Origin of the sequence: Paenibacillus sp. ACRRX, from assembly GCF_022346885.1 — a bacterium.
In the GTDB taxonomy this organism is placed as follows: domain Bacteria; phylum Bacillota; class Bacilli; order Paenibacillales; family Paenibacillaceae; genus Paenibacillus_B.
Genome location: NZ_JAKRNK010000007.1, coordinates 68,582 through 87,358, shown reverse-complemented (window position 1 = coordinate 87,358; position 18,777 = coordinate 68,582). Strand labels below are relative to the sequence as shown.

General features: G+C 42.5%; 16 protein-coding genes and 1 pseudogene. 9 read left to right on the top strand and 8 right to left on the bottom strand.

Annotated elements, in window-relative coordinates; all coding sequences use genetic code 11:
- Positions 1 to 82 precede the first annotated feature (82 nt).
- Positions 83 to 451, bottom strand: a pseudogene (locus tag MH117_RS19520) (DUF2087 domain-containing protein); the annotation flags it as partial.
- Between the two features lie 158 nt (positions 452 to 609).
- Here MH117_RS19520 and MH117_RS19515 point away from each other — a divergent pair.
- A complete protein-coding gene (locus MH117_RS19515; protein WP_239331522.1) occupies positions 610 to 1,614 on the top strand; it encodes an ABC transporter substrate-binding protein in 1,005 nt (334 codons plus the stop codon).
- Positions 1,615 to 1,737: 123 nt separating this feature from the next.
- Positions 1,738 to 3,414 carry an AraC family transcriptional regulator gene (locus MH117_RS19510; RefSeq protein ID WP_239331520.1) on the top strand — a complete coding sequence of 559 codons (1,677 nt, stop codon included), beginning with the start codon at positions 1,738 to 1,740 and terminating at the stop codon, positions 3,412 to 3,414.
- A 160-nt stretch (positions 3,415 to 3,574) separates the two neighbouring features.
- Here MH117_RS19510 and MH117_RS19505 read toward each other — a convergent pair whose 3' ends face one another.
- The 7 genes from MH117_RS19505 to MH117_RS19475 all read right to left on the bottom strand — a co-directional run bounded on the left by MH117_RS19505 (position 3,575) and on the right by MH117_RS19475 (position 9,634).
- Positions 3,575 to 4,087 carry a ferritin gene (locus tag MH117_RS19505; RefSeq protein ID WP_239331518.1) on the bottom strand — a complete coding sequence of 171 codons (513 nt, stop codon included), beginning with the start codon at positions 4,085 to 4,087 and terminating at the stop codon, positions 3,575 to 3,577.
- Between the two features lie 194 nt (positions 4,088 to 4,281).
- On the bottom strand, positions 4,282 to 5,667 hold the full coding sequence (bcaP, locus tag MH117_RS19500) for a branched-chain amino acid transporter BcaP (protein ID WP_239331516.1): 1,386 nt from the start codon (positions 5,665 to 5,667) through the stop codon (positions 4,282 to 4,284).
- Between the two features lie 425 nt (positions 5,668 to 6,092).
- Entirely contained in the window at positions 6,093 to 7,496 is a 1,404-nt protein-coding gene (locus MH117_RS19495; protein WP_481857287.1) for an MATE family efflux transporter, read from the bottom strand.
- 214 nt (positions 7,497 to 7,710) lie between these two features.
- Positions 7,711 to 8,220, bottom strand: coding sequence for a DUF2165 family protein (locus tag MH117_RS19490; protein WP_239331514.1), 510 nt, complete (start codon positions 8,218 to 8,220; stop codon positions 7,711 to 7,713).
- Positions 8,221 to 8,376: 156 nt separating this feature from the next.
- Complete coding sequence (locus tag MH117_RS19485; RefSeq protein WP_239331512.1) at positions 8,377 to 8,790, bottom strand: iron chaperone; 414 nt, start codon at positions 8,788 to 8,790, stop codon at positions 8,377 to 8,379.
- 34 nt (positions 8,791 to 8,824) lie between these two features.
- Positions 8,825 to 9,475, bottom strand: a complete 651-nt coding sequence (locus tag MH117_RS19480) for a Vat family streptogramin A O-acetyltransferase (RefSeq protein WP_239331510.1) — start codon at positions 9,473 to 9,475, stop codon at positions 8,825 to 8,827.
- 15 nt (positions 9,476 to 9,490) lie between these two features.
- Entirely contained in the window at positions 9,491 to 9,634 is a 144-nt protein-coding gene (locus MH117_RS19475; RefSeq protein WP_239331508.1) for an aminoglycoside 6-adenylyltransferase, read from the bottom strand.
- A 246-nt stretch (positions 9,635 to 9,880) separates the two neighbouring features.
- Here MH117_RS19475 and MH117_RS19470 point away from each other — a divergent pair, with 246 nt between their 5' ends.
- The 7 genes from MH117_RS19470 to MH117_RS19440 all read left to right on the top strand — a co-directional run bounded on the left by MH117_RS19470 (position 9,881) and on the right by MH117_RS19440 (position 18,687).
- On the top strand, positions 9,881 to 10,903 hold the full coding sequence (locus MH117_RS19470) for an ABC transporter substrate-binding protein (RefSeq protein WP_239331506.1): 1,023 nt from the start codon (positions 9,881 to 9,883) through the stop codon (positions 10,901 to 10,903).
- Positions 10,904 to 10,927: 24 nt separating this feature from the next.
- Complete coding sequence (locus MH117_RS19465) at positions 10,928 to 12,034, top strand: ABC transporter ATP-binding protein (protein WP_239331504.1); 1,107 nt, start codon at positions 10,928 to 10,930, stop codon at positions 12,032 to 12,034.
- On the top strand, positions 12,031 to 13,686 hold the full coding sequence (locus tag MH117_RS19460) for an ABC transporter permease (protein WP_239331502.1): 1,656 nt from the start codon (positions 12,031 to 12,033) through the stop codon (positions 13,684 to 13,686). The genes MH117_RS19465 and MH117_RS19460 overlap by 4 nt, the downstream gene beginning before the upstream one ends.
- A 152-nt stretch (positions 13,687 to 13,838) precedes the next feature.
- Complete coding sequence (locus MH117_RS19455; protein ID WP_239331500.1) at positions 13,839 to 15,539, top strand: sensor histidine kinase; 1,701 nt, start codon at positions 13,839 to 13,841, stop codon at positions 15,537 to 15,539.
- Positions 15,532 to 16,317: a response regulator transcription factor gene (locus MH117_RS19450; RefSeq protein ID WP_239331498.1), complete on the top strand. Its 786-nt coding sequence runs from the start codon at positions 15,532 to 15,534 to the stop codon at positions 16,315 to 16,317. The genes MH117_RS19455 and MH117_RS19450 overlap by 8 nt, the downstream gene beginning before the upstream one ends.
- Positions 16,318 to 16,639: 322 nt before the next feature.
- Positions 16,640 to 17,620: an ABC transporter substrate-binding protein gene (locus MH117_RS19445; RefSeq protein WP_239331496.1), complete on the top strand. Its 981-nt coding sequence runs from the start codon at positions 16,640 to 16,642 to the stop codon at positions 17,618 to 17,620.
- A 317-nt stretch (positions 17,621 to 17,937) separates the two neighbouring features.
- On the top strand, positions 17,938 to 18,687 hold the full coding sequence (locus MH117_RS19440) for a GNAT family N-acetyltransferase (RefSeq protein ID WP_239331494.1): 750 nt from the start codon (positions 17,938 to 17,940) through the stop codon (positions 18,685 to 18,687).
- Positions 18,688 to 18,777: the final 90 nt, after the last annotated feature.

Sequence of the window (18,777 nt, the reverse complement as noted above, 5' to 3'; positions counted from 1 at the left end):
TGTCATTCGCACAGGTGTTTACGGTCTGTTTTCTTTTGAAATGACGCATCGCAGCTTTAATCTATAACTATAAAGACGATCCTCACGACAGTGCTTCCCATCGCGCCCACATCTCCCTTGGATTTAACTCGTATACATCATTGTCCCTATACATGAATTGATGCATAATAAACTCCCGGCGAATCGTAGCAAAATCATCATGATATAGTTTAATAAACTCGTTTAACTCCTTTTCTTTGTACTTTCTTCCCTTTTCCAGCTGCGCTGCCATATGATCCAATATAATCAACTTCTTCTTAAGTTGAGCGGGTAAGCTCTTTAATCTGCCATCAGTCGTGAAGAAATTTCTAATAACGGTATCCTGTACACGTGAAGATTGATTCTCCATGACATCCATCCTCTCCTTCGAATGTATATGACGATAAATCAATGCCTCTGTTGCCAATGCACTAAATCAACCGTAGAGTGACTGCTATCAGCAAAGTCTGCACAAAAGTCATATTTTTTGTCCATTGAGTGCAGGAGCATAATTGTTCTAAGATAGACTAACTGATAACGATTATCAATAATTGTGTCAATTATGTTTATGATAAGGGGATTAGACAATTCATGAAACGATACTCCAGAAAAAAATTCAATACCTTGACAACTGCATTTCTGCTGCTTGCCCTGCTGCTGGCTGCTTGCACTAATATCGGAGCATCCGATCATTCAAATGAGAAGGTAAGTTCACCGACGACTGCTTCAGAATCTAAAACAAAATCGACGTCCCCCTCTCCCTCTACGCGAGAGTTCACCGATTCGGAGGGAAACCAAGTTCAAGTGCCAGTTAACCCACAACGGATTGTCCTCAATAGCAATCGTTATGGTGACTTGAAAATATTTGACGTACCCATTGTAGGACTGGATAAACGTTACTATGACAAAACGATATTTCCGGAAGTGGAACAGCTAGAGGATATCGGCTTCCCCATTAATTTGGAAAAGACACTGTCACTGACCCCAGATCTCATTATGCTAGGTGATGTGATGAATGATAAAGAATACGACAATCTTTCTAAAATAGCCCCTACCATCACCTACGATTACACATTATCGATAGCAGATACGGTACGAAACTTCGGGAAATTACTCGGAAAAGAACAAATAGCGGAAAGATGGATTACGAGCTATGAGCAAAAAGCAAAAAATAGTTGGAACAAGCTGCGACAGGACGGAGTAATCGGTAAAAGTGAAACAGCAACCGCCCTGGTCTTCTTCGGCAATAAGAAGTGGTACGTCATGGGAAGTGCTGGCATAACGAGTACTTTATATCACCCGCTTGGCTTTAAACCTGCTCCCAAAGTACAGGAGGTTATCGATGCCGGACAAGCCTATCCTGAAGTGTCCGCTGAGTTGCTGCATGAATATGTTGGGGATCGCTTATTTGTACTCACGAATGTGGACAAGAGCGGACAAGCAGAACTAGAGACCTTTATGAAAAGTCCGATCTGGACCAGTATCCCTGCCGTCAAAAATGGAAAGATGGTCAGAGTGGATTACAAGTGGAATTATGACGATGCAACAACGGCCAACCTGCTGCTAGATGAACTCCCAAATATGCTGATTAAATAACAAATTTCACTATAGAACGAAGCCATTTTCGACTTACCTTGAAAATGGCTTTTTGATATTATACACTTCCGATATATAGTAGCGATAATAATTCTCAATTAAAGCTGAGCTGGAGGTACTACCATGGCTTTGAACAAAACAGAGAAAAAGAACTCCGAGCTGCGTTCCCTTTCTTACTTCTTAAACAGCATACGCCAAATAACGTCGGACAAGCCGGCTCTCATTAATAATACAGTCTCACGACCAGCCGAATACCGTTTGCTGCTGATCATAAAAGGACATGTCGAGCTGAGCGTGAATCGACAGCAGTATTTAGCGGGACATCAATCCTATTTCCTTCTTGCCCCTACCCAAACTGCCGAACTAGAACGCGTAAGTGAAGAAGGCCTGCTCTATGAACTAGCCTTTGAAGTGGAACACCGTAGAGGAGAGACTTTTCACTTAGCTAAAGTATGGGGAATGGAGCTCAACTACGGAGAATGTTCCGTCTCTAAAATATTAGAGATAATAGAAAACTTGCTTCAATATTCGACTGTACATGACGATCTTACCTGGCTCAAATATCAACAGCAGTTCCTTGCCTTGCTTGGTGAATTACTGGAACAGCTAACTGCTCAGCCAGTCCCAGCGGCCGATCCTAAAGCAGCCATAATAGATACCATTTCCTTTTTACAAGCAAACTTCCATAAAGATATAACCGTGCAACAACTAGCTGCTATGTCTAAGCTCCCTCGCTGGCAGTTCTGTCGTATGTTCAAGCGCTTAACGGGCCAGACACCAATTGATTATATGACCGCGCTCCGGATCGAACAAGCGAAAGAACTGCTGACCGTATCAACAATGCGTGTATGGGAAGTGGCACACCAAGTTGGCTACATGGACGAACAGTACTTTAGCCGTCGCTTTCGACGCATTACAGGTCTGACACCAAGCCAGTATTCACAACTGCACAGCACGGAGCAATGCATTAAAGATTGGCGGGGAAGGCAGATTCTCATTCCAACTCATCCGCAGCGAATCGTTTATGACGACGCCAGCACACTTGGCGATCTGCTTGCACTTCATGTTCCTCTTGTGGGAGCCGATTTGCGCCAACACCATGTGGACTGGTTTCGTGCAAGGCTGAAAGATACACAGGAAATCGGTTTTCCCGCTATTCCAGATAAGATCCGTGCACTGCATCCTGACCTTGTACTGCTAAGCCGTTATGGGAGTGAGCAGTACGAACAGATTGCTTCGATTGCGCCAACGTTTACCTTTAATGAGTACGCCCCACTCTCTCAGCGTTTGCACAAGCTAGCTCATATTTTGGGCATCAAGCAGGAAGCTCATGCCTGGCTCGATGAATATGAGCAGCAGATCGAGCAAATGTGGAGAGAACTAAGAGAGCTTCACTCCCAACAGACCGATACGGAGACGGCAGTCGTACTATTTTATGATCATAATCAAAGGTTGTATCTGCTGAATCGGATGTGGGGATTGGCCAAGCTGGTTTACCATCCACTTGGCTTCCGTATGGATCCGCGCCTGCAAATGGTGCGGCCTAACATGGGCAGGTACTTTTGTATTCCACCGGAACAGTTAGAGGATTATGTCATGGGTGATCGTTTATTCGTCCTTGTTAGACCAGCTAGAAATATAAGTGCTGCCCAAGCCGCACTTCGTCAACTTTCAGGCTGGAACGAACTACCCGCTGTTCAAGCCAACAAAGTGCACTTTCTCGACTGTGTCTGGAATAGTGATGATGGCTTGACAAGCAATTTGCTGCTCAAGCACTTTCCACATCTCTGGACGCCATGAATTAGGGGAGGCCCGCTGTGATTCCGTTGGGATCACTCATTGTCCGTGCCACCTGCAGGTCGATCAATTATTCGCTGCGTATATTGATAAAAAAGAAGCTGCTCCCCTCTTGTTACACTTAGGGAAAGCAGCTTCTTTATTCTCTAGACTGACTATAAGCTTAAGCTTCGCCCGCCGGTGGCGTGAACGTACGCTTCGCAAGCTCGGAATCAAGCATATAGAAAGCGTTGCTGTCATTGTCAATACGACGAAGCTTTTGAATGATGCTGTCGAAGGTTGACTCTTCCTCCACTTGCTCATCGATAAACCACTTGAGGAAGTTGATTGTCGCATGTTCGCGTTCATTCCACGCAATGTCGGATAATTCATAGATACGCTTTGTTACAGACTGCTCATGCGCATAGGAATGTTCAAAAGCGTCAAGCAAGGAGCTGTACTCATTCTGAGGGTTCTCCATCCCGCTGATCACCGCACGCTTGCCCAATGTATTAATAAAGTGGAATATTTTCATTCCATGGAATTTCTCTTCTTCCGCCTGCACGATGAAAAAGTTAGCAAACCCATCAAAGCTCTCCGACGAACAGTAGGCCGCCATGGCCAGATATACCTGCGAGGAATAAAATTCATAATTCATTTGATCGTTTAACTTGTCGAGCAGCTTCTCACTTAACATCGGATCACTCTCCCTAATGGCTTGTCTTGATGAAAGGTAAGCTTTTACAGCTTGTGCACATAAAATGACACAGCCTGACGGAAACGTCTCCGTCCGGCATCATTCCTTATCCTGTACAAGCATGCTTCCTTCTATTCTCAGTATGTTAGAAATAAGCGGAGATGTAAATGAAAACTTGCCTACAGTACAAGCTCTTATTGATTCAAATGGCTATGCTTGCGTGAATATACAAAGTATACGACCGTCCCTACGCCAATCCATATCACAAATGAAATCCAAGTGATTAAAGGCAAACTGACCGCCAAATATAAGCAGAATAATGCACTAAGAATGGGCAGTACCGGCACAAACGGAACCCGGAAAGAAGCTTTTAAATCCGGGAATTTCTTGCGTAAAACGATAATGGCGATGGATATTAACGTAAATGCAGCCAATGTACCCATATTGACTAAATGAGCAAGGGTGGTTAAATCAATAAAGCCTGCAATTCCTGCAGCTACAAACCCGGTTATCCATGTGTTAGCGAATGGAGTTTGAGTCTTGGCTTTGACTTGCGAGAACTTCTTCGGTAGTAATCCATCACGGCTCATGGCGTAGGCTAGGCGAACTTGCGCATAAATTAAAGCCAGAATAACAGTTGTAATCCCAAATACAGCTCCGACTGAAATGATACCCGCTATTGAATTTTGTCCAACTGATTGTAGTGCTAGTGCAACAGGGGCACCCACATTTAACTCGGTATACGAAATCATCCCTGTTAATACACCCGATACGACCATATAAACAAGGGTACAAATAAATAAGGACGCGATTATGCCAATAGGCATCGTTTTTTTAGGATTTTTTACTTCTTCTGATGCTGATGCGATAACATCAAACCCGATGTAAGCAAAGAACACAGTAGCTGCACCTGTAATAATCCCGTTAAATCCAAACGGAACAAATGGCACCCAGTTGTCTGGTTTAACATACCAAATTCCCACAACGATAAATAACAAGATAACTGCTAATTTGACAAATACCATCATGTTGTTAAATTTAATACTTTCCTTTACCCCTTTACTAACAAGTGCAGTGATGGCCAATATGATGAGCACGGCGGGTAAATCGATAATTCCTCCTTTTCCTACACCAGGAGCAGAGGACACAATGGCGGGGACATGTATTTGAAAGCCCTTAAGCAAGGATTGAAAGTAAGCTGACCAGCCCGTTGCTACAGCAGAGATTGCCAGTACATACTCAAGCATAAGATCCCATCCAATCAGGAAAGCACACAATTCGCCCAACGTTGCATACGTGTATGTGTACACGCTTCCCGAAACAGGTACAGCTGATGAAAACTCAGCGTAACAAAATGCGGCGAGTGCGCAGACTATGCCTGCGAGTGCAAATGATAGCATGATTGCAGGTCCAGAAGCTTCTGCCGCTACCACACCAGTAACCACAAAAATACCGGTACCGATCACACAGCCTACGCCAAGAAAAATTAAATCCATTAAGGACATAGCCCGAGCCAGTTCTTTTTTCTCACTTTGAGCAAGCATAAGACTCAGTGACTTTTTTCGAAACAGCTGATTCACAACAATTCCTCCTATGCAATGGGCACAAAAAACATTTTTAGTATGCCGACATATGCAAAATTTATTAATTTTGCAAACCATCTCCGCGTCGACGTTCATCGTATGCATGCAGCATAGGAGAAATAGATTTTGCTAAATTTTCAGTTATACTATCATTTTTCTGTTTAAAGCATCAATTTAGAATAAATTCTGTTTTTATAAATTTTTGTATATTAAAATAGGCGAGGAGCGAAGAACCTAACATAGATTCTTTGGTTGTATAGTCATACTCAATAATCCTTTAGGCGTGATCCGTTTCATATGTCCAATTGCAAAGAAAAAGCACGCTCGTGTCGATGTGTATACATCGCAGCAGCATGCTTTCTTCATAGCTTTCTATCTATACAATTTGTGGCTAGTTACTTCTTCGATCGTTGCCCGACTCATCATATCAATTTACGGCTATACCATTTCTCGCCTCTGAAGCGCCAGACAAAGATCGAGCCACGAACGCCCCATTCAATGACCATCGCAATCCAAACACCCATGATTCCCATACCGAGTGTTATCCCTAACACGTAGCCCAAAATTACACGGAGTACCCACATCGTAAGCAGCGACGTAATCGAAGTAAAATTCGAGTCACCGGCTGCTCGTAAGGCGGAAGGCAAAATAAAGCTAATTGACCATAAAAATGGCTGTGTGACTGCAATCAGCACCAGCAGTTGAAAGATATCCGGCACAATCTTGGCTGGCGGAGAGAATAAGCTCACGATGAACGGGTATAAAGGTAAAAGAATCGCCGCCATCACAACAAAAAATATCGAGGACAGCCATATAAACGACTTAATAAACTTCCTCGCATCTTGAGTGTTCCGTCGCCCGATACATTGGCCGACCACCGTTACTATGGAGATGCTCAACGCATTTGCCCCGATCTGAAATACCAATGAGATGGAACCGCCAATCGCGTTCACTGTAATGGCCATCGTTCCAAGTTGGACGATAAACGTCTGCGTTAATAGCTTTCCGCCATTAAAAAACATCTGCTCCGCCGCGAATGGAACGCCAATAATCATAATTTTTTTAAGAATAGAGAAATTAAGCTTAAGTGCATTTTGGATGCGGAACCGCAGCGTCTGATTGTATTTAACTAAATAGATTAACGCAATAACCATGCCCAATACTCTTGCTGTGATCATCGAAATAATTAACCCGACGACCCCCATATCCAGAAACGTAATAAACAAAATATTTAAGCCCAAGTAGGTAAGGTTCATAATAAGCGACAAACCCAAGCATGCTTTGGTCTCGGCAATCCCTCTCAGCGCTCCCGTTATAGCTTGGAAAATCGCAATAAAGGGGTAAGAGATACAGCTACCAATCAGAAACAATTTCGCATTGTCGAACACTTCCGCATCAGCCCGTCCAAACAATAAATCTAACGTTGGATTATGAAAAATAATGACCAGCGCGCTAATCAGGATCGATAAGATGGCCACGGCAGATATGGCCTGCGCGGCTGACTTGGCAACCATCTCCTTGTTGCCGCTGCCCTTATACTGCGCTACGATAACGGTTCCGCCCGTTGCCACAGCAACAAAAACGTTAATTAAAAAGATATTCAGCGAATCAACCATACTCACTGCACTGACGGCTGCAACACCTGATGAGCTGATCATCGCCGTATTTAACAAGCTCATCAAAATAATAAAAGCTTGATCCACAAATATCGGGATAATTATCGCGATAATTTGTTTATAATCAAGCGTGTCACCTGTGAAATATTTGTTCAGCAGGAACGTAGTCCTTCTCTTTATACTGGGATCTATTGTACTCAGTGTAATCATCTCTTTTTTTGGTATTATTCTGCCATGGAATCCATTGACAGCGCTAGTTGCTGCATTATTATACCACTATCCCAAGGATATAAAAGTGATGACTGTTACCTTAACAGGGCGTAAAAGCGACCTTTTGAGCGACATATGGGCAGTCGCCGCTCCAGATCGCAGGAGAGGTGGAAATGTGGCGGATGCTGGATATGTTTATCCAGTGACGTTCTGATCAGACCTCTACCAGTTCCTTATCACGCAGCGACACCAAGATGACAAAACCGATCATGACCTCCGTAATGTCCATCGCGGTTTGTTTGCCATTCCACGTATCGGATTGCCACATCGCAAACCATTCTGAACCCACAATGGCAAAGCCAAAAAACCAAATACAGAATGCCAACATGTAGGCGATATATGCGCAAGTCTTTGCATTATTAAACAACTTTGCTTCTTGCTTTACGTTTCGAAGCATCCTCACTGCTGCAATCCAGGCGAACAAAGAGAACAAGCCTTCCGCAGCAATGATGCCAACGTAGGCCACCGTGTGCAGGATCGGACTCGTTATGGAGCGCCACATAAGCGCATTCCCGTCAAAGGTAGTATCCATCGACAGCACATGCTGTACAAACATATAGTTGGAATGATAATCCATCAGATTGCCTGCAAAAATTGCCGTTCCAAAAAGTGCCGTAAAGAAAACGATCAATACTTTTAAATATCGTAAAGTCAAATTGCTCAAGACACATCACATCCCTCTCATGTTTTGTAGGCAGAACGACAGTTCGATAATGCTTACACGATTTCCCTCCTCAGAAGGGATACCTAAATTTTACCACATATAATGATTATTATCTGAATAAAAAAGGACACGCTTGAGGCATGTCCCTTGTCCTGCTTATACTGTTGTTTTACCGCCGCCGTCCTGCTTCTTTTTTAACTTAGCTTCTGCTTTCTCTAGATTCTCAGCAACTCTGAACTGTACAATTTTGCTTATTAATTCATAAGGCATCGGCTGATCAAGCGGAAATTGCACGGAGCCTTTAGCCCCTTTGAATGCTGATAGTTCCTGTTCAAATGCGCTGATTCCGCTTGGAGTCGGATAAAAGCCAATATGATGCTTATAGGCTGCAAAATGCACCAAATTGCCATGCAGGACAAACGTAGGCATTTGATAACTGATCTTTTCGCTTGCACCTGGTGCTGAATCTCGAATTACTTTTCTTACCGCTTCAAGAATAACCTGAACTTCAGGAGAAAATTGTGAAATATACGCATCGATGGTTTCATATATTGTTTTGTTTCCGTCCATTGCTCTCCCCTCTCCTCACCTTTAATAAATTCAGTTACTCCTCACTAAGCAGCTGCTTTAGTGTGTCAATATCATTCATCGAAACCAATTCCTCAAGGTGATCAAATATCTTCTTCTCATCCCAGTTCCACCATTGTAGCTCCAACAATAACTGAATCACCTCATCGTTGAAACGCTTCTTAATCATTTTTGCAGGGTTGCCGCCAACAATTGTGTACGGTTCAACGTTTTTGACTACAGTTGAATTAGAAGCAACTATTGCCCCGTCACCAATTGATATACCTGGCATAATCGTGACATGTTGACCAAGCCAAACATCATTACCTATTTGAGTATCACCCTTGAAAGGCAGCTGTTCAATCGTTGGAGTAACCTTTTCCCAGCCTCCAGCGAAAATATTGAAGGGATATGTAGTGAATCCATCCATCCGATGATTCGCACCATTCATAATAAAAGTAACTCCTTCAGCCAAGGCGCAGAACTTGCCGATAATCAGCTTATCACCTAAAAAATCATAATGGTGCTGGATGTGATCATAGAAACGCTCTGGAGAGCTGGTATTATCGCTGTAATAGGTATAGTCACCAATCTCAACGTTTGGTCTACCTGGCAAATTTTTGATATAACAAATGGTTTTAATCTTGTCATTAGGATACAGCTTCGTTTTATCTGGAGCTAGCGACATGCATTCACTTCCTCTCTAATACATAACATCAAAATCCTGAGATACATCCTTGAGTGCGTTCGGGCTCGTGCGTGAACCATATAGAGCTACTGCACGAATATGCTTATCTTGATTGGCAACTTCTGATACCAAGTCCATGATCGCTTGTTCTGTACGCATAAGATTCCTTTAATACATGTTCACTTCGCGTGTTTTCCCTTACATAACTATTCCTATCCTTCACAGCCCATCCAATGACCTATTTATAGGAAATAATAACAAGAATACGCTTCGATAGCGATACTTCAAATTAAAAATAGGTTGCGAATTTTAGACGATGTTTGCGGATTATGGGATTATGTAACCGGTAACATCCTTGCTACAATGAACATGCAACTAAACGATCTTAGTTCAGGGGGAATAAAAATGAAAAGGCTTTCTATATTAGTGATGGCTTGTATGTTGTTTATGGGAGCACTAAGTGGATGTGGAAATAACGAGTCCGAGCAAGCGGCATCCAATAAACTCGTCATCTACAGTCCGAACAGTGAAGAAATTATTAAGACAATCATCCCAATGTTTGAAAAACAAACAGGAATTACGGTTGAGCTTGTAACGGCTGGGACTGGCGAAATTATAAAGCGTTTACAATCAGAAAAACAAAATCCTTATGCTGACGTAATGTTCGGTGGTTCTATGGCAGGCTATCGTGAACATGCCGACTTGTACGAGCCTTACGTATCACCAGAAGACAAAAACTTAATTGAGGGACATCGTAATACGTCAGGATTTGCAACTCCTTACATCTCAGATGGAAGCGTGCTGCTCGTAAACAAAAACCTCGTTGGCGACATTAAAATTGAAGGTTATGAAGATCTGCTTAATCCAAAGCTTAAAGGTAAAATTGCATCGGCTGACCCAGCGAGTTCAAGCTCCGCATTCGCACAGCTGACCAATATGCTCCAAGCGATGGGCGGCGATTATGAGAATGATAAAGGTTGGGACTATGTCAGCAAGTTGATCCAGAACCTTGATGGTAAAATTGCAAGCGGTTCCGGCGCGGTTCACAAAAGTGTAGCTGATGGTGAATATGTGGTTGGTTTAACTTATGAAGACCCTTCTAGCACATATGTGAAAAACGGTGCTCCGGTAGAAGTGGTGTATCCAAAAGAAGGCGCCGTATTCCTGGATGCAGCATCCGCGATTACAAAAGGTGCTCCACACATGGATAATGCCAAGAAATTTATCGACTTCATTCTTTCTAAAGATGCTCAGGATGCGTTTGGTACGCAATTGACAAACCGTCCGCTCCGTCAAGATACGAAGCTTGGCGACCATATGAAGCCATATGCCGACATCAACATGATTAAAGAAGACACGGACTATGTAAGTGCTAATAAATCCAAAATTGTAGAGCATTACATCGAAATGTTCACAAGCATCAAATAAATTATAGAGAATTAGGTGACAACTATGAGCGTGAATATATCCATTAAAGACTTAGTAAAAAAGTATGGAGATACTACCGTCATTCCTGAGTTGTCCCTGGAGATTAAGAAGGGTGAGTTTTTCACCCTCCTTGGTCCTTCGGGATGTGGAAAGACAACTCTGCTGCGTATGCTCGCTGGCTTTAACAGCATTGAAGGCGGAACAATTAATTTTAACGAACGAGTTATTAATCAGGTGGAACCGGGAAAACGAAATATCGGGATGGTATTTCAGAGCTATGCGATTTTCCCTCATTTAACGGTCAAAGGTAATATCGCTTTCGGCCTTGAGAATCGAAAGTTATCCAAAGCTGAAATTGCCTCCAAAGTGGATGAGATTTTGAAAGTTGTTCAAATCGAACAATATAAAGATCGGATGCCAAAAAATCTGTCAGGCGGTCAGCAGCAGCGTGTTGCACTAGCAAGAGCGATCGTCATCCGACCAGACGTCCTACTAATGGATGAGCCTCTATCGAATCTGGACGCCAAGCTTCGGGTCGACATGCGGAATGCCATTAAAGATATTCAAAGAGAAGTTGGCATTACAACGGTATATGTAACGCATGATCAGGAAGAAGCTATGGCGGTATCTGATCGGATTGCCGTTATGAAATCCGGAATCATTCAGCATTTGGGCACACCTCAAGAAATTTATCAGCGTCCTGCAAATGTGTTTGTTGCTACTTTTATCGGCCGGACCAATATTATCAATGGGTGTCTTACAAAAGAAGACAATCACTATAACTTACATTTCGGTGTAGAATACGTCGAAGAACTCACGAACATTAAGCTAATGGGATCAGATAAGCAAGCCACTCTTGACGTCAAAATCTCGGTTCGTCCTGAAGAGTTTATCATCACTGAGGATAACACTGGCATCAAAGCAACCATTGTACACAGCGTATTTTTAGGCCAGAACACTCATTACTTTGTGGACTTGGAATCCGGTCAGCGGATTGAAATTACGCAGGAATCAAAATCCACACACATATTAGAGCCTGGTCAGATTATTTTCCTAAAAGTGAAAAAGGATAAAATTAATGTGTATGACACAACAGGTGAATTGAATTATACAAGGAGCGGTCAGCTATGAAGGGGACACGCAAACGATTTGATGTCTGGACCAACATTTCATTCCTGATCTTTATCTTCTATGTTCTCTTTCTTGCATTACCTTTGTTTACGATGTTGATCAAAAGTGTATACAACGGCACGACGGGTGACTTTTCCTTCGCCTATTTTACAAAATTTTTCAGCAAGCCTTATTATTTAAATGCACTATTTAACAGTATTAAAGTAACCGTCAGTGTGACATTCCTTGCTGCACTCATTGCAACACCGCTAGCCTATATTATGGCAACGGTTAAGATTAAAGGTAATGCTACTATTCGAGTATTAATTCTGATCTCATCGATGTCAGCCCCATTCATTGGAGCTTACTCTTGGATCCTGCTGTTAGGTAGAAACGGCGTCATTACCAGATTCATTAGTAACACGTTTGGAATTACGATGCCTGATATATATGGCTTTACAGGTATACTAGTGGTCTTAACTTTACAGATGGTACCTCTTATCTTTATGTACGTATCCGGAGCACTAAAAAATGTGGACCAATCGTTAATGGAAGCTGCCGAAAGCATGGGTTACAAAGGCTTCAACAAAATGCGCAGAGTGCTGCTTCCACTCATTACACCAACGCTGCTCGCAGGCGGACTGCTCGTATTCATGCGTGCACTCGCTGATTTCGGTACACCGATGCTTATTGGTGAAGGATTTAAGACCGTCCCTGTACTGATTTTTAATGAATTTATCAGTGAAGTCGGCGGCGATGATGGCTTTGCAGCTGCAATCAGTGTCATCGTTGTTCTCTTTGCAACAGCGATCTTCCTGATGCAAAAATTCATTTCCAATCGTAAATCGTTTACGATGAGTGCACTAAATCCGATTGAATCCAAGAAGAAAAAAGGAATTGGCAATATTGCAGCACATGTCGTCATCTATCTGTATACTTTGATTGCACTGTTACCGCAATTGTACGTCATCTATACTTCTTTCTTGAAATCAAACGGCCGCATCTTTGTAGAAGGTTTCTCGCTTCAAAGCTATCGCGATGCATTTAACAATATCGGGAGCGTCATTACGAACACGTTTGTGTTAGCTATCGTATCCCTTGTCGTTATTATTCTGTTAGCAATACTAATCGCTTATGTAACCGTTCGCAGAAAGAACGCCTTAACCAATACGCTTGATATTTTCACAATGTTCCCTTACATCGTTCCGGGTTCCATTTTAGGGATAGCGTTATTGATTACGTTCAACGACAAGCCGCTTGCATTAAGCGGAACTGCGTTAATTATGATTATCTCGTTTGTTATTCGGCGGCTGCCTTATACGATTCGATCAAGTGCCGCCATCTTGCACCAGATCAATGATGGAATTGAAGAAGCAGCAATCAGCTTGGGTGCTTCCCAGATGAGAACCTTCTTTAAGATTACACTGCCGATGATGCTTGCCGGTGTCGTCTCTGGTGCTATCTTAAGCTGGATTACAATCATTACCGAATTAAGCACCTCGATCATCCTATATACGGGCAAGACAAAGACCGTAACGGTTGCCATTTATACCGAGGTTATTCGCGGGAACTACGGGGTTGCTGCAGCACTGTCCACGATCCTTACCATTATTACAGTCGTGTCGCTGCTGACCTTCCTTAAACTGTCCGGGCAAAAAGAAGTTTCACTTTAATCAGATAAGCTTCAACCACTTCCAAGTCGGTACCTGCATCAAGGGGCCGACTTGGTTGTATTTGGATGACCTTCGGATGAAGTGATTATATTCAGCCTTGTCCAGCAGTAAGGTATAATAAAACAAAGGTCTTGGTATGGATGGGGGGCACAATGGAACATAAAAAGTATCGCAACTTCAAAGAATCAACCCGTCACTTATTTCGAATATATACAATTATCCCGTTTGCCGTGTTAATGATATTGTTTCTGGTGTTTACTATCATTAATGGCAGAATGAATTTGACTCAAAAGACAACCGAGGCTGCCCAATCCATTAGTCAGTCCATGGCAGAAGTGTATCAGCAATACTACAACGAGATTAATAGGATGGCTGCCTCACCTGCTGTGACAAACTACGTAAACTCACACTTGGGCAGTGATAAGGTGTACTCTGAATTTTATGATTTTAATAACCATCAGAAGGTGAAGAGTATTTTCCATATTGTCAGTACGGGAGGCATCTTTCTGGCTAGCTCTGCTCCGCCGGAAGTGCTGTCGTCCAACTTTGCTTTCAGCAATCTGATTAACCGGATTCATCAACGGCCACAAGATACGCTGAGCGAAATGAACAGCTTCCGTTACTCCCATGATCGCGATACGAGCTATACGTTTGGCAAAGCGATCATTAAGAACGGGCAAACGCTTGGATATATCATTTATCAACTGTACGAATCGGACATTCAGAAAATTATTTTCGAGCAAAATAACGAAATTGCGATGATCACCGACCAACATAATACGATTATTGCCACTACAAGCAATGCAACCAAAGGGGTTCTGAATAAATTCAGCCCTACGTTCGATAACCAGGGGCATGTATTATTAAATAATGGCAAGTATTATATGTATACCAAACGGATACCTGATACGCCGATTCAAGTCGTCACGCTTAACTCTTACAAGTCCGAGCAATACACCTACTATACGGTGTCTGTGTTTGTCCTTGCTGCGAGCGTATTGTTATGGATCATGATTCAGATCATGTCTCATAAAATGTCTACCCGCAATTCTGAATCTATCGACAAGTTAATTCATGCGTTAGCGCAGCTGCGCGAGGGGAATTTTAACGGGTACGTCGACATTCAGACCAATGATGAATTTGAGATTCTTGGGGATGAATACAACGTGATGCTGGATCGATTAAAAGATCTGATGGAGAAAAACAAAGAATTGTCAGAGCTCAGCACCATTATTGAGGTAAAACAGCTGCAATCGCAATTCCATCCGCATTTTATGTTTAATGTGCTGGAAACCCTACGCTATGCCATTAAAATAGACGCCAATCAAGCACAAGACATTGTAATGATTTTATCCCGACTGCTCAGGTACAGCATCGGACACGATCGCAGTGTCCAACTGCAGGATGATATGAATTATGTGCAAGACTACCTTAAACTGCAGCACATTCGTTTTAATGAACGTCTGGAGTATCGGATATCCGTAGCGGAGGAAACCCAGGAGGTATACGTCCCTAAGCTGCTATTGCAACCTATCATTGAAAACGCTATCAAGTATGGCTATCAACACCAAAGCAAGGTGCTTATTGAGATACGGATTTATACATCTGCAGGTAAGCTAATACTGGAAGTGCATGACAATGGCCACGGTATGAACGAAGAGACGTTGCAGCAAGTAAACCAAATCCTACAGAGTCAGAGCAATACGACAAAGCATATTGGGCTATACAACGTTCATCGCCGTTTAGTGCTGTTATATGGTGAGCAATCTGGTATCCACATAGACAGTACGCAAGGAAAAGGCACCTGTGTGACACTTACAATTCCTTACGAATGGGGTGAAAATGATGTTTAAGGTTCTGCTGGTAGAAGATGAAGATATGATTCGCAGAGGGATAAGATTTAGTATAGATTGGCTGAAATATGATTGTATCGTCATTGAAGAAGCCCTGAACGGACAAGAGGGCTATGAGAAGATCTGCGAACTTCGGCCTGATATCGTCATTTCGGATATCAACATGCCGATCAAGGATGGCATCTCAATGATTAGAGAGGGGCTGCAGCAGCACACGTTTAGCAGTATCATCATCTCGGGCTATAATGAATTTCATCTTGCCAAGCAAGCTATCCAGTTAGGTGTAACCGAGTTTCTCGTAAAACCATTAGAGGATGACCAACTGATCCGAGCACTGGAATCTGCCAAAGCAAAAGTAGATTTAATCCGTAAATATGAAGTCATCTCCAGCTTCAAGCAAGAAAGAGAAGAGATTATAAACAGCCGTTTTTTAGAAAAAGAAACCAAAACATCAAAATATGTAGCCAAAATGATCGCCTATGTACAAGAGCACTACGCCAAGAAGATCAGCATTCATGATCTCGTGGAGCAGCTCGACTTAAGCGCCTATTATTTAAATCAAAAATTTAAGGCAGAAACGAGTTATACATTTAATGAGTTTGTTAACCGCTATCGCATCCAAATCGCGATCGATTTATTAAAGGCAGGAGATAGCAAAGTATATACAATCGCGCAGGATATCGGCTTTAGTGACTACAAGTACTTTATTAGCATTTTCAAAAAGTATGCCCATAGTACGCCGAGCCAGTATCAAGAAATATTTCGGAAGCAAGAATGATGATTTGAAACATAACCTAATGCAGCCAGTTACTTTACTCCCCCTTCTACTAAATAAATATAGTATGAAACTTTAGCATCCAGCGCGTACCGCTAATTCAAGCAGTGTGCGCTGGTGAGCTGATGATAAGACTTTTCCCATATTAGTATCCCCTTCCACATATCATTATCACTTTCTTCTAATAGGCCCTACATTAAAAACACGATATTTCTATTTACCTGACAGAGGACATGGTGTATACTTCTTAAATGATAATTTAATTGATAATGATTATCATTATCTTGAAAATTTGTTTTATCTTTGAAAGGGGCCCTATTTTCATATGTTTAGAAACAAACGCACACTTGTATTTCTTTGTATGATGTTTATAATAGCGATGTTGTCCGCCTGTGGCGCAGCAGCACCTCCTGCCCAGACATCAGCATCGAACCAGCCAGCAAATAATACGGATACCGATAAAGCAGCAACTCGAATGTTCAAAGACATTCAAGGCCGCGAAGTTGAAATTCCAGTTGCACCGCAGAAAGTCGTATATGTCGGCAGCAACCCGGGTGACCTGCTGGCCATTGGCGTCAAGCCAATTGGAGCGACCCTTAGCGTCATCGCCAGCCAGATTGCCTATCCCGAAATGATTAAAGGGATTACGGATGTTGGTTATCCTTACTCACAAGAGAAGGTACTGGCCTTAGAGCCTGACCTTATCATTTTTGATGACTGGGATGTGAAGGGACTTGCATCACTGGAGAAGATTGCACCTACCATCGTGACCGGGCTGGATGACGCTACGCCTACCAAGGATCGTGTCATGCTTACAGCAGACGTACTTGGACGTACTGAAGCAGCCGAAACATGGTTCAAGGCATATGAAGAAAAAGCAGCCGCCACTAGGAACAAGCTGCAGCTTAAAGGGAATGAAACTGCTGTGTCCTTGCTGCTTATGGGTAAGAATATGTTTATCATGGGCAACCAAGGCTTAAACACGACGCTGTATGGACAGCTTGGATTCAAGCCTTCGGCTGGAACACAGCAGCTTGTCGATAAGAATGAGCGCTTTGTGGACATTTCCAGCGAAGTACTGCCGGACTATATGGGCTCTGATATTTTTATCCTAAACGACTCCGGTAGCGAAACAATGGCCGCTCAGAACAACCTAATGGATAGCTCCATGTGGAAGACGATTCCCGCTGTTAAGCAAGGACATGTGTATACCTTAGACAGCAAGTTTAACTATGACGATCCGATTACACTGGATCTGCTGTTGGATGAGATCGTTCAGGTCATGTCTGGAGCCGGTAAGAAATAACAACATGTATATTGGGTTAGACATGATAAAGCCGCTTGCGTACACCACGCAAGCGGCTTTATTTCTTCCTAGAATCTTTAGGTCTACATGCCTCAATCCTATTTCAACGCTACCTCCATATCCCCCTATCCCCTAGCAGACCTACCTTGCAAACCTAACAACATCTTCGTTCAGCAAGGCATCTGCTGTAAGAGAAACATTCCATCACCATTTTCGCCATCAATCTTGTAGACTTACTTGTCGTTATATTCATATTGAATATTAATTAATACAAAATTATAATTATACAAATATAAATAGGAGGATCATTACTAATTATGGATATCAAATGGATTGAAGAGTTATCCTTGAACAACTGGCCCTCGCTATCCACGCTGCTTTATGATGGATGGATATTACGCTTTGCCGATGGCTATACCAAACGTGCCAATTCGATAAATCCCCTGCATTATTCCACCTGTGATTTGAATACTAAAATTGAACATTGTGAGAGCCTCTATTCCGTCCATCAGTTGCAGCCAACATTTAAAATTACTCCCTTTGTTCAGCCCCTAAATTTGGATCACGTGTTAGAGCAGAAAGGCTATTCCTTAGTTGATTTGACAAGTGTACAAACCTTAGATTTACACCACATTAATGAACCCCTATTAAATTCCGTTATCATAGAAGATCAGATGAGCACTGAATGGATAGAGAACTACTGTAGACTAAATCGTGTTATAGATAAACACAAAGACATTATGGAACGTATGCTGTCCAATATTAAGACTAAAAAAGGATTTGTATCCCTTTGTTTCGAAGACCAGGTTATTGCTTGCGGCCTTGGGGTCATAGAGCGAGAGTATATAGGATTATATGATATCGTGACAGATCTTTCTTTTCGAAATCAAGGATTTGGCGAACAGATGATACTAAATCTGCTCAAATGGGGACGCGCAAATGGCGCCACACACAGCTATTTAGCGGTTGTAGCCCACAATGAACCTGCGCTTCGACTTTATTCAAAGCTCGGATACTCAGAAGTTTATAAGTATTGGTATAGGGTTAAAAACGCTGTATCCTGCTAGGCCAGCGCCGTATATCCAACAAAAAGAGGGGACGTCCCCTCTTTGCTATTTCTACCCTTTCATCTCTAATCTATCAGGTTTTGTCCTAAC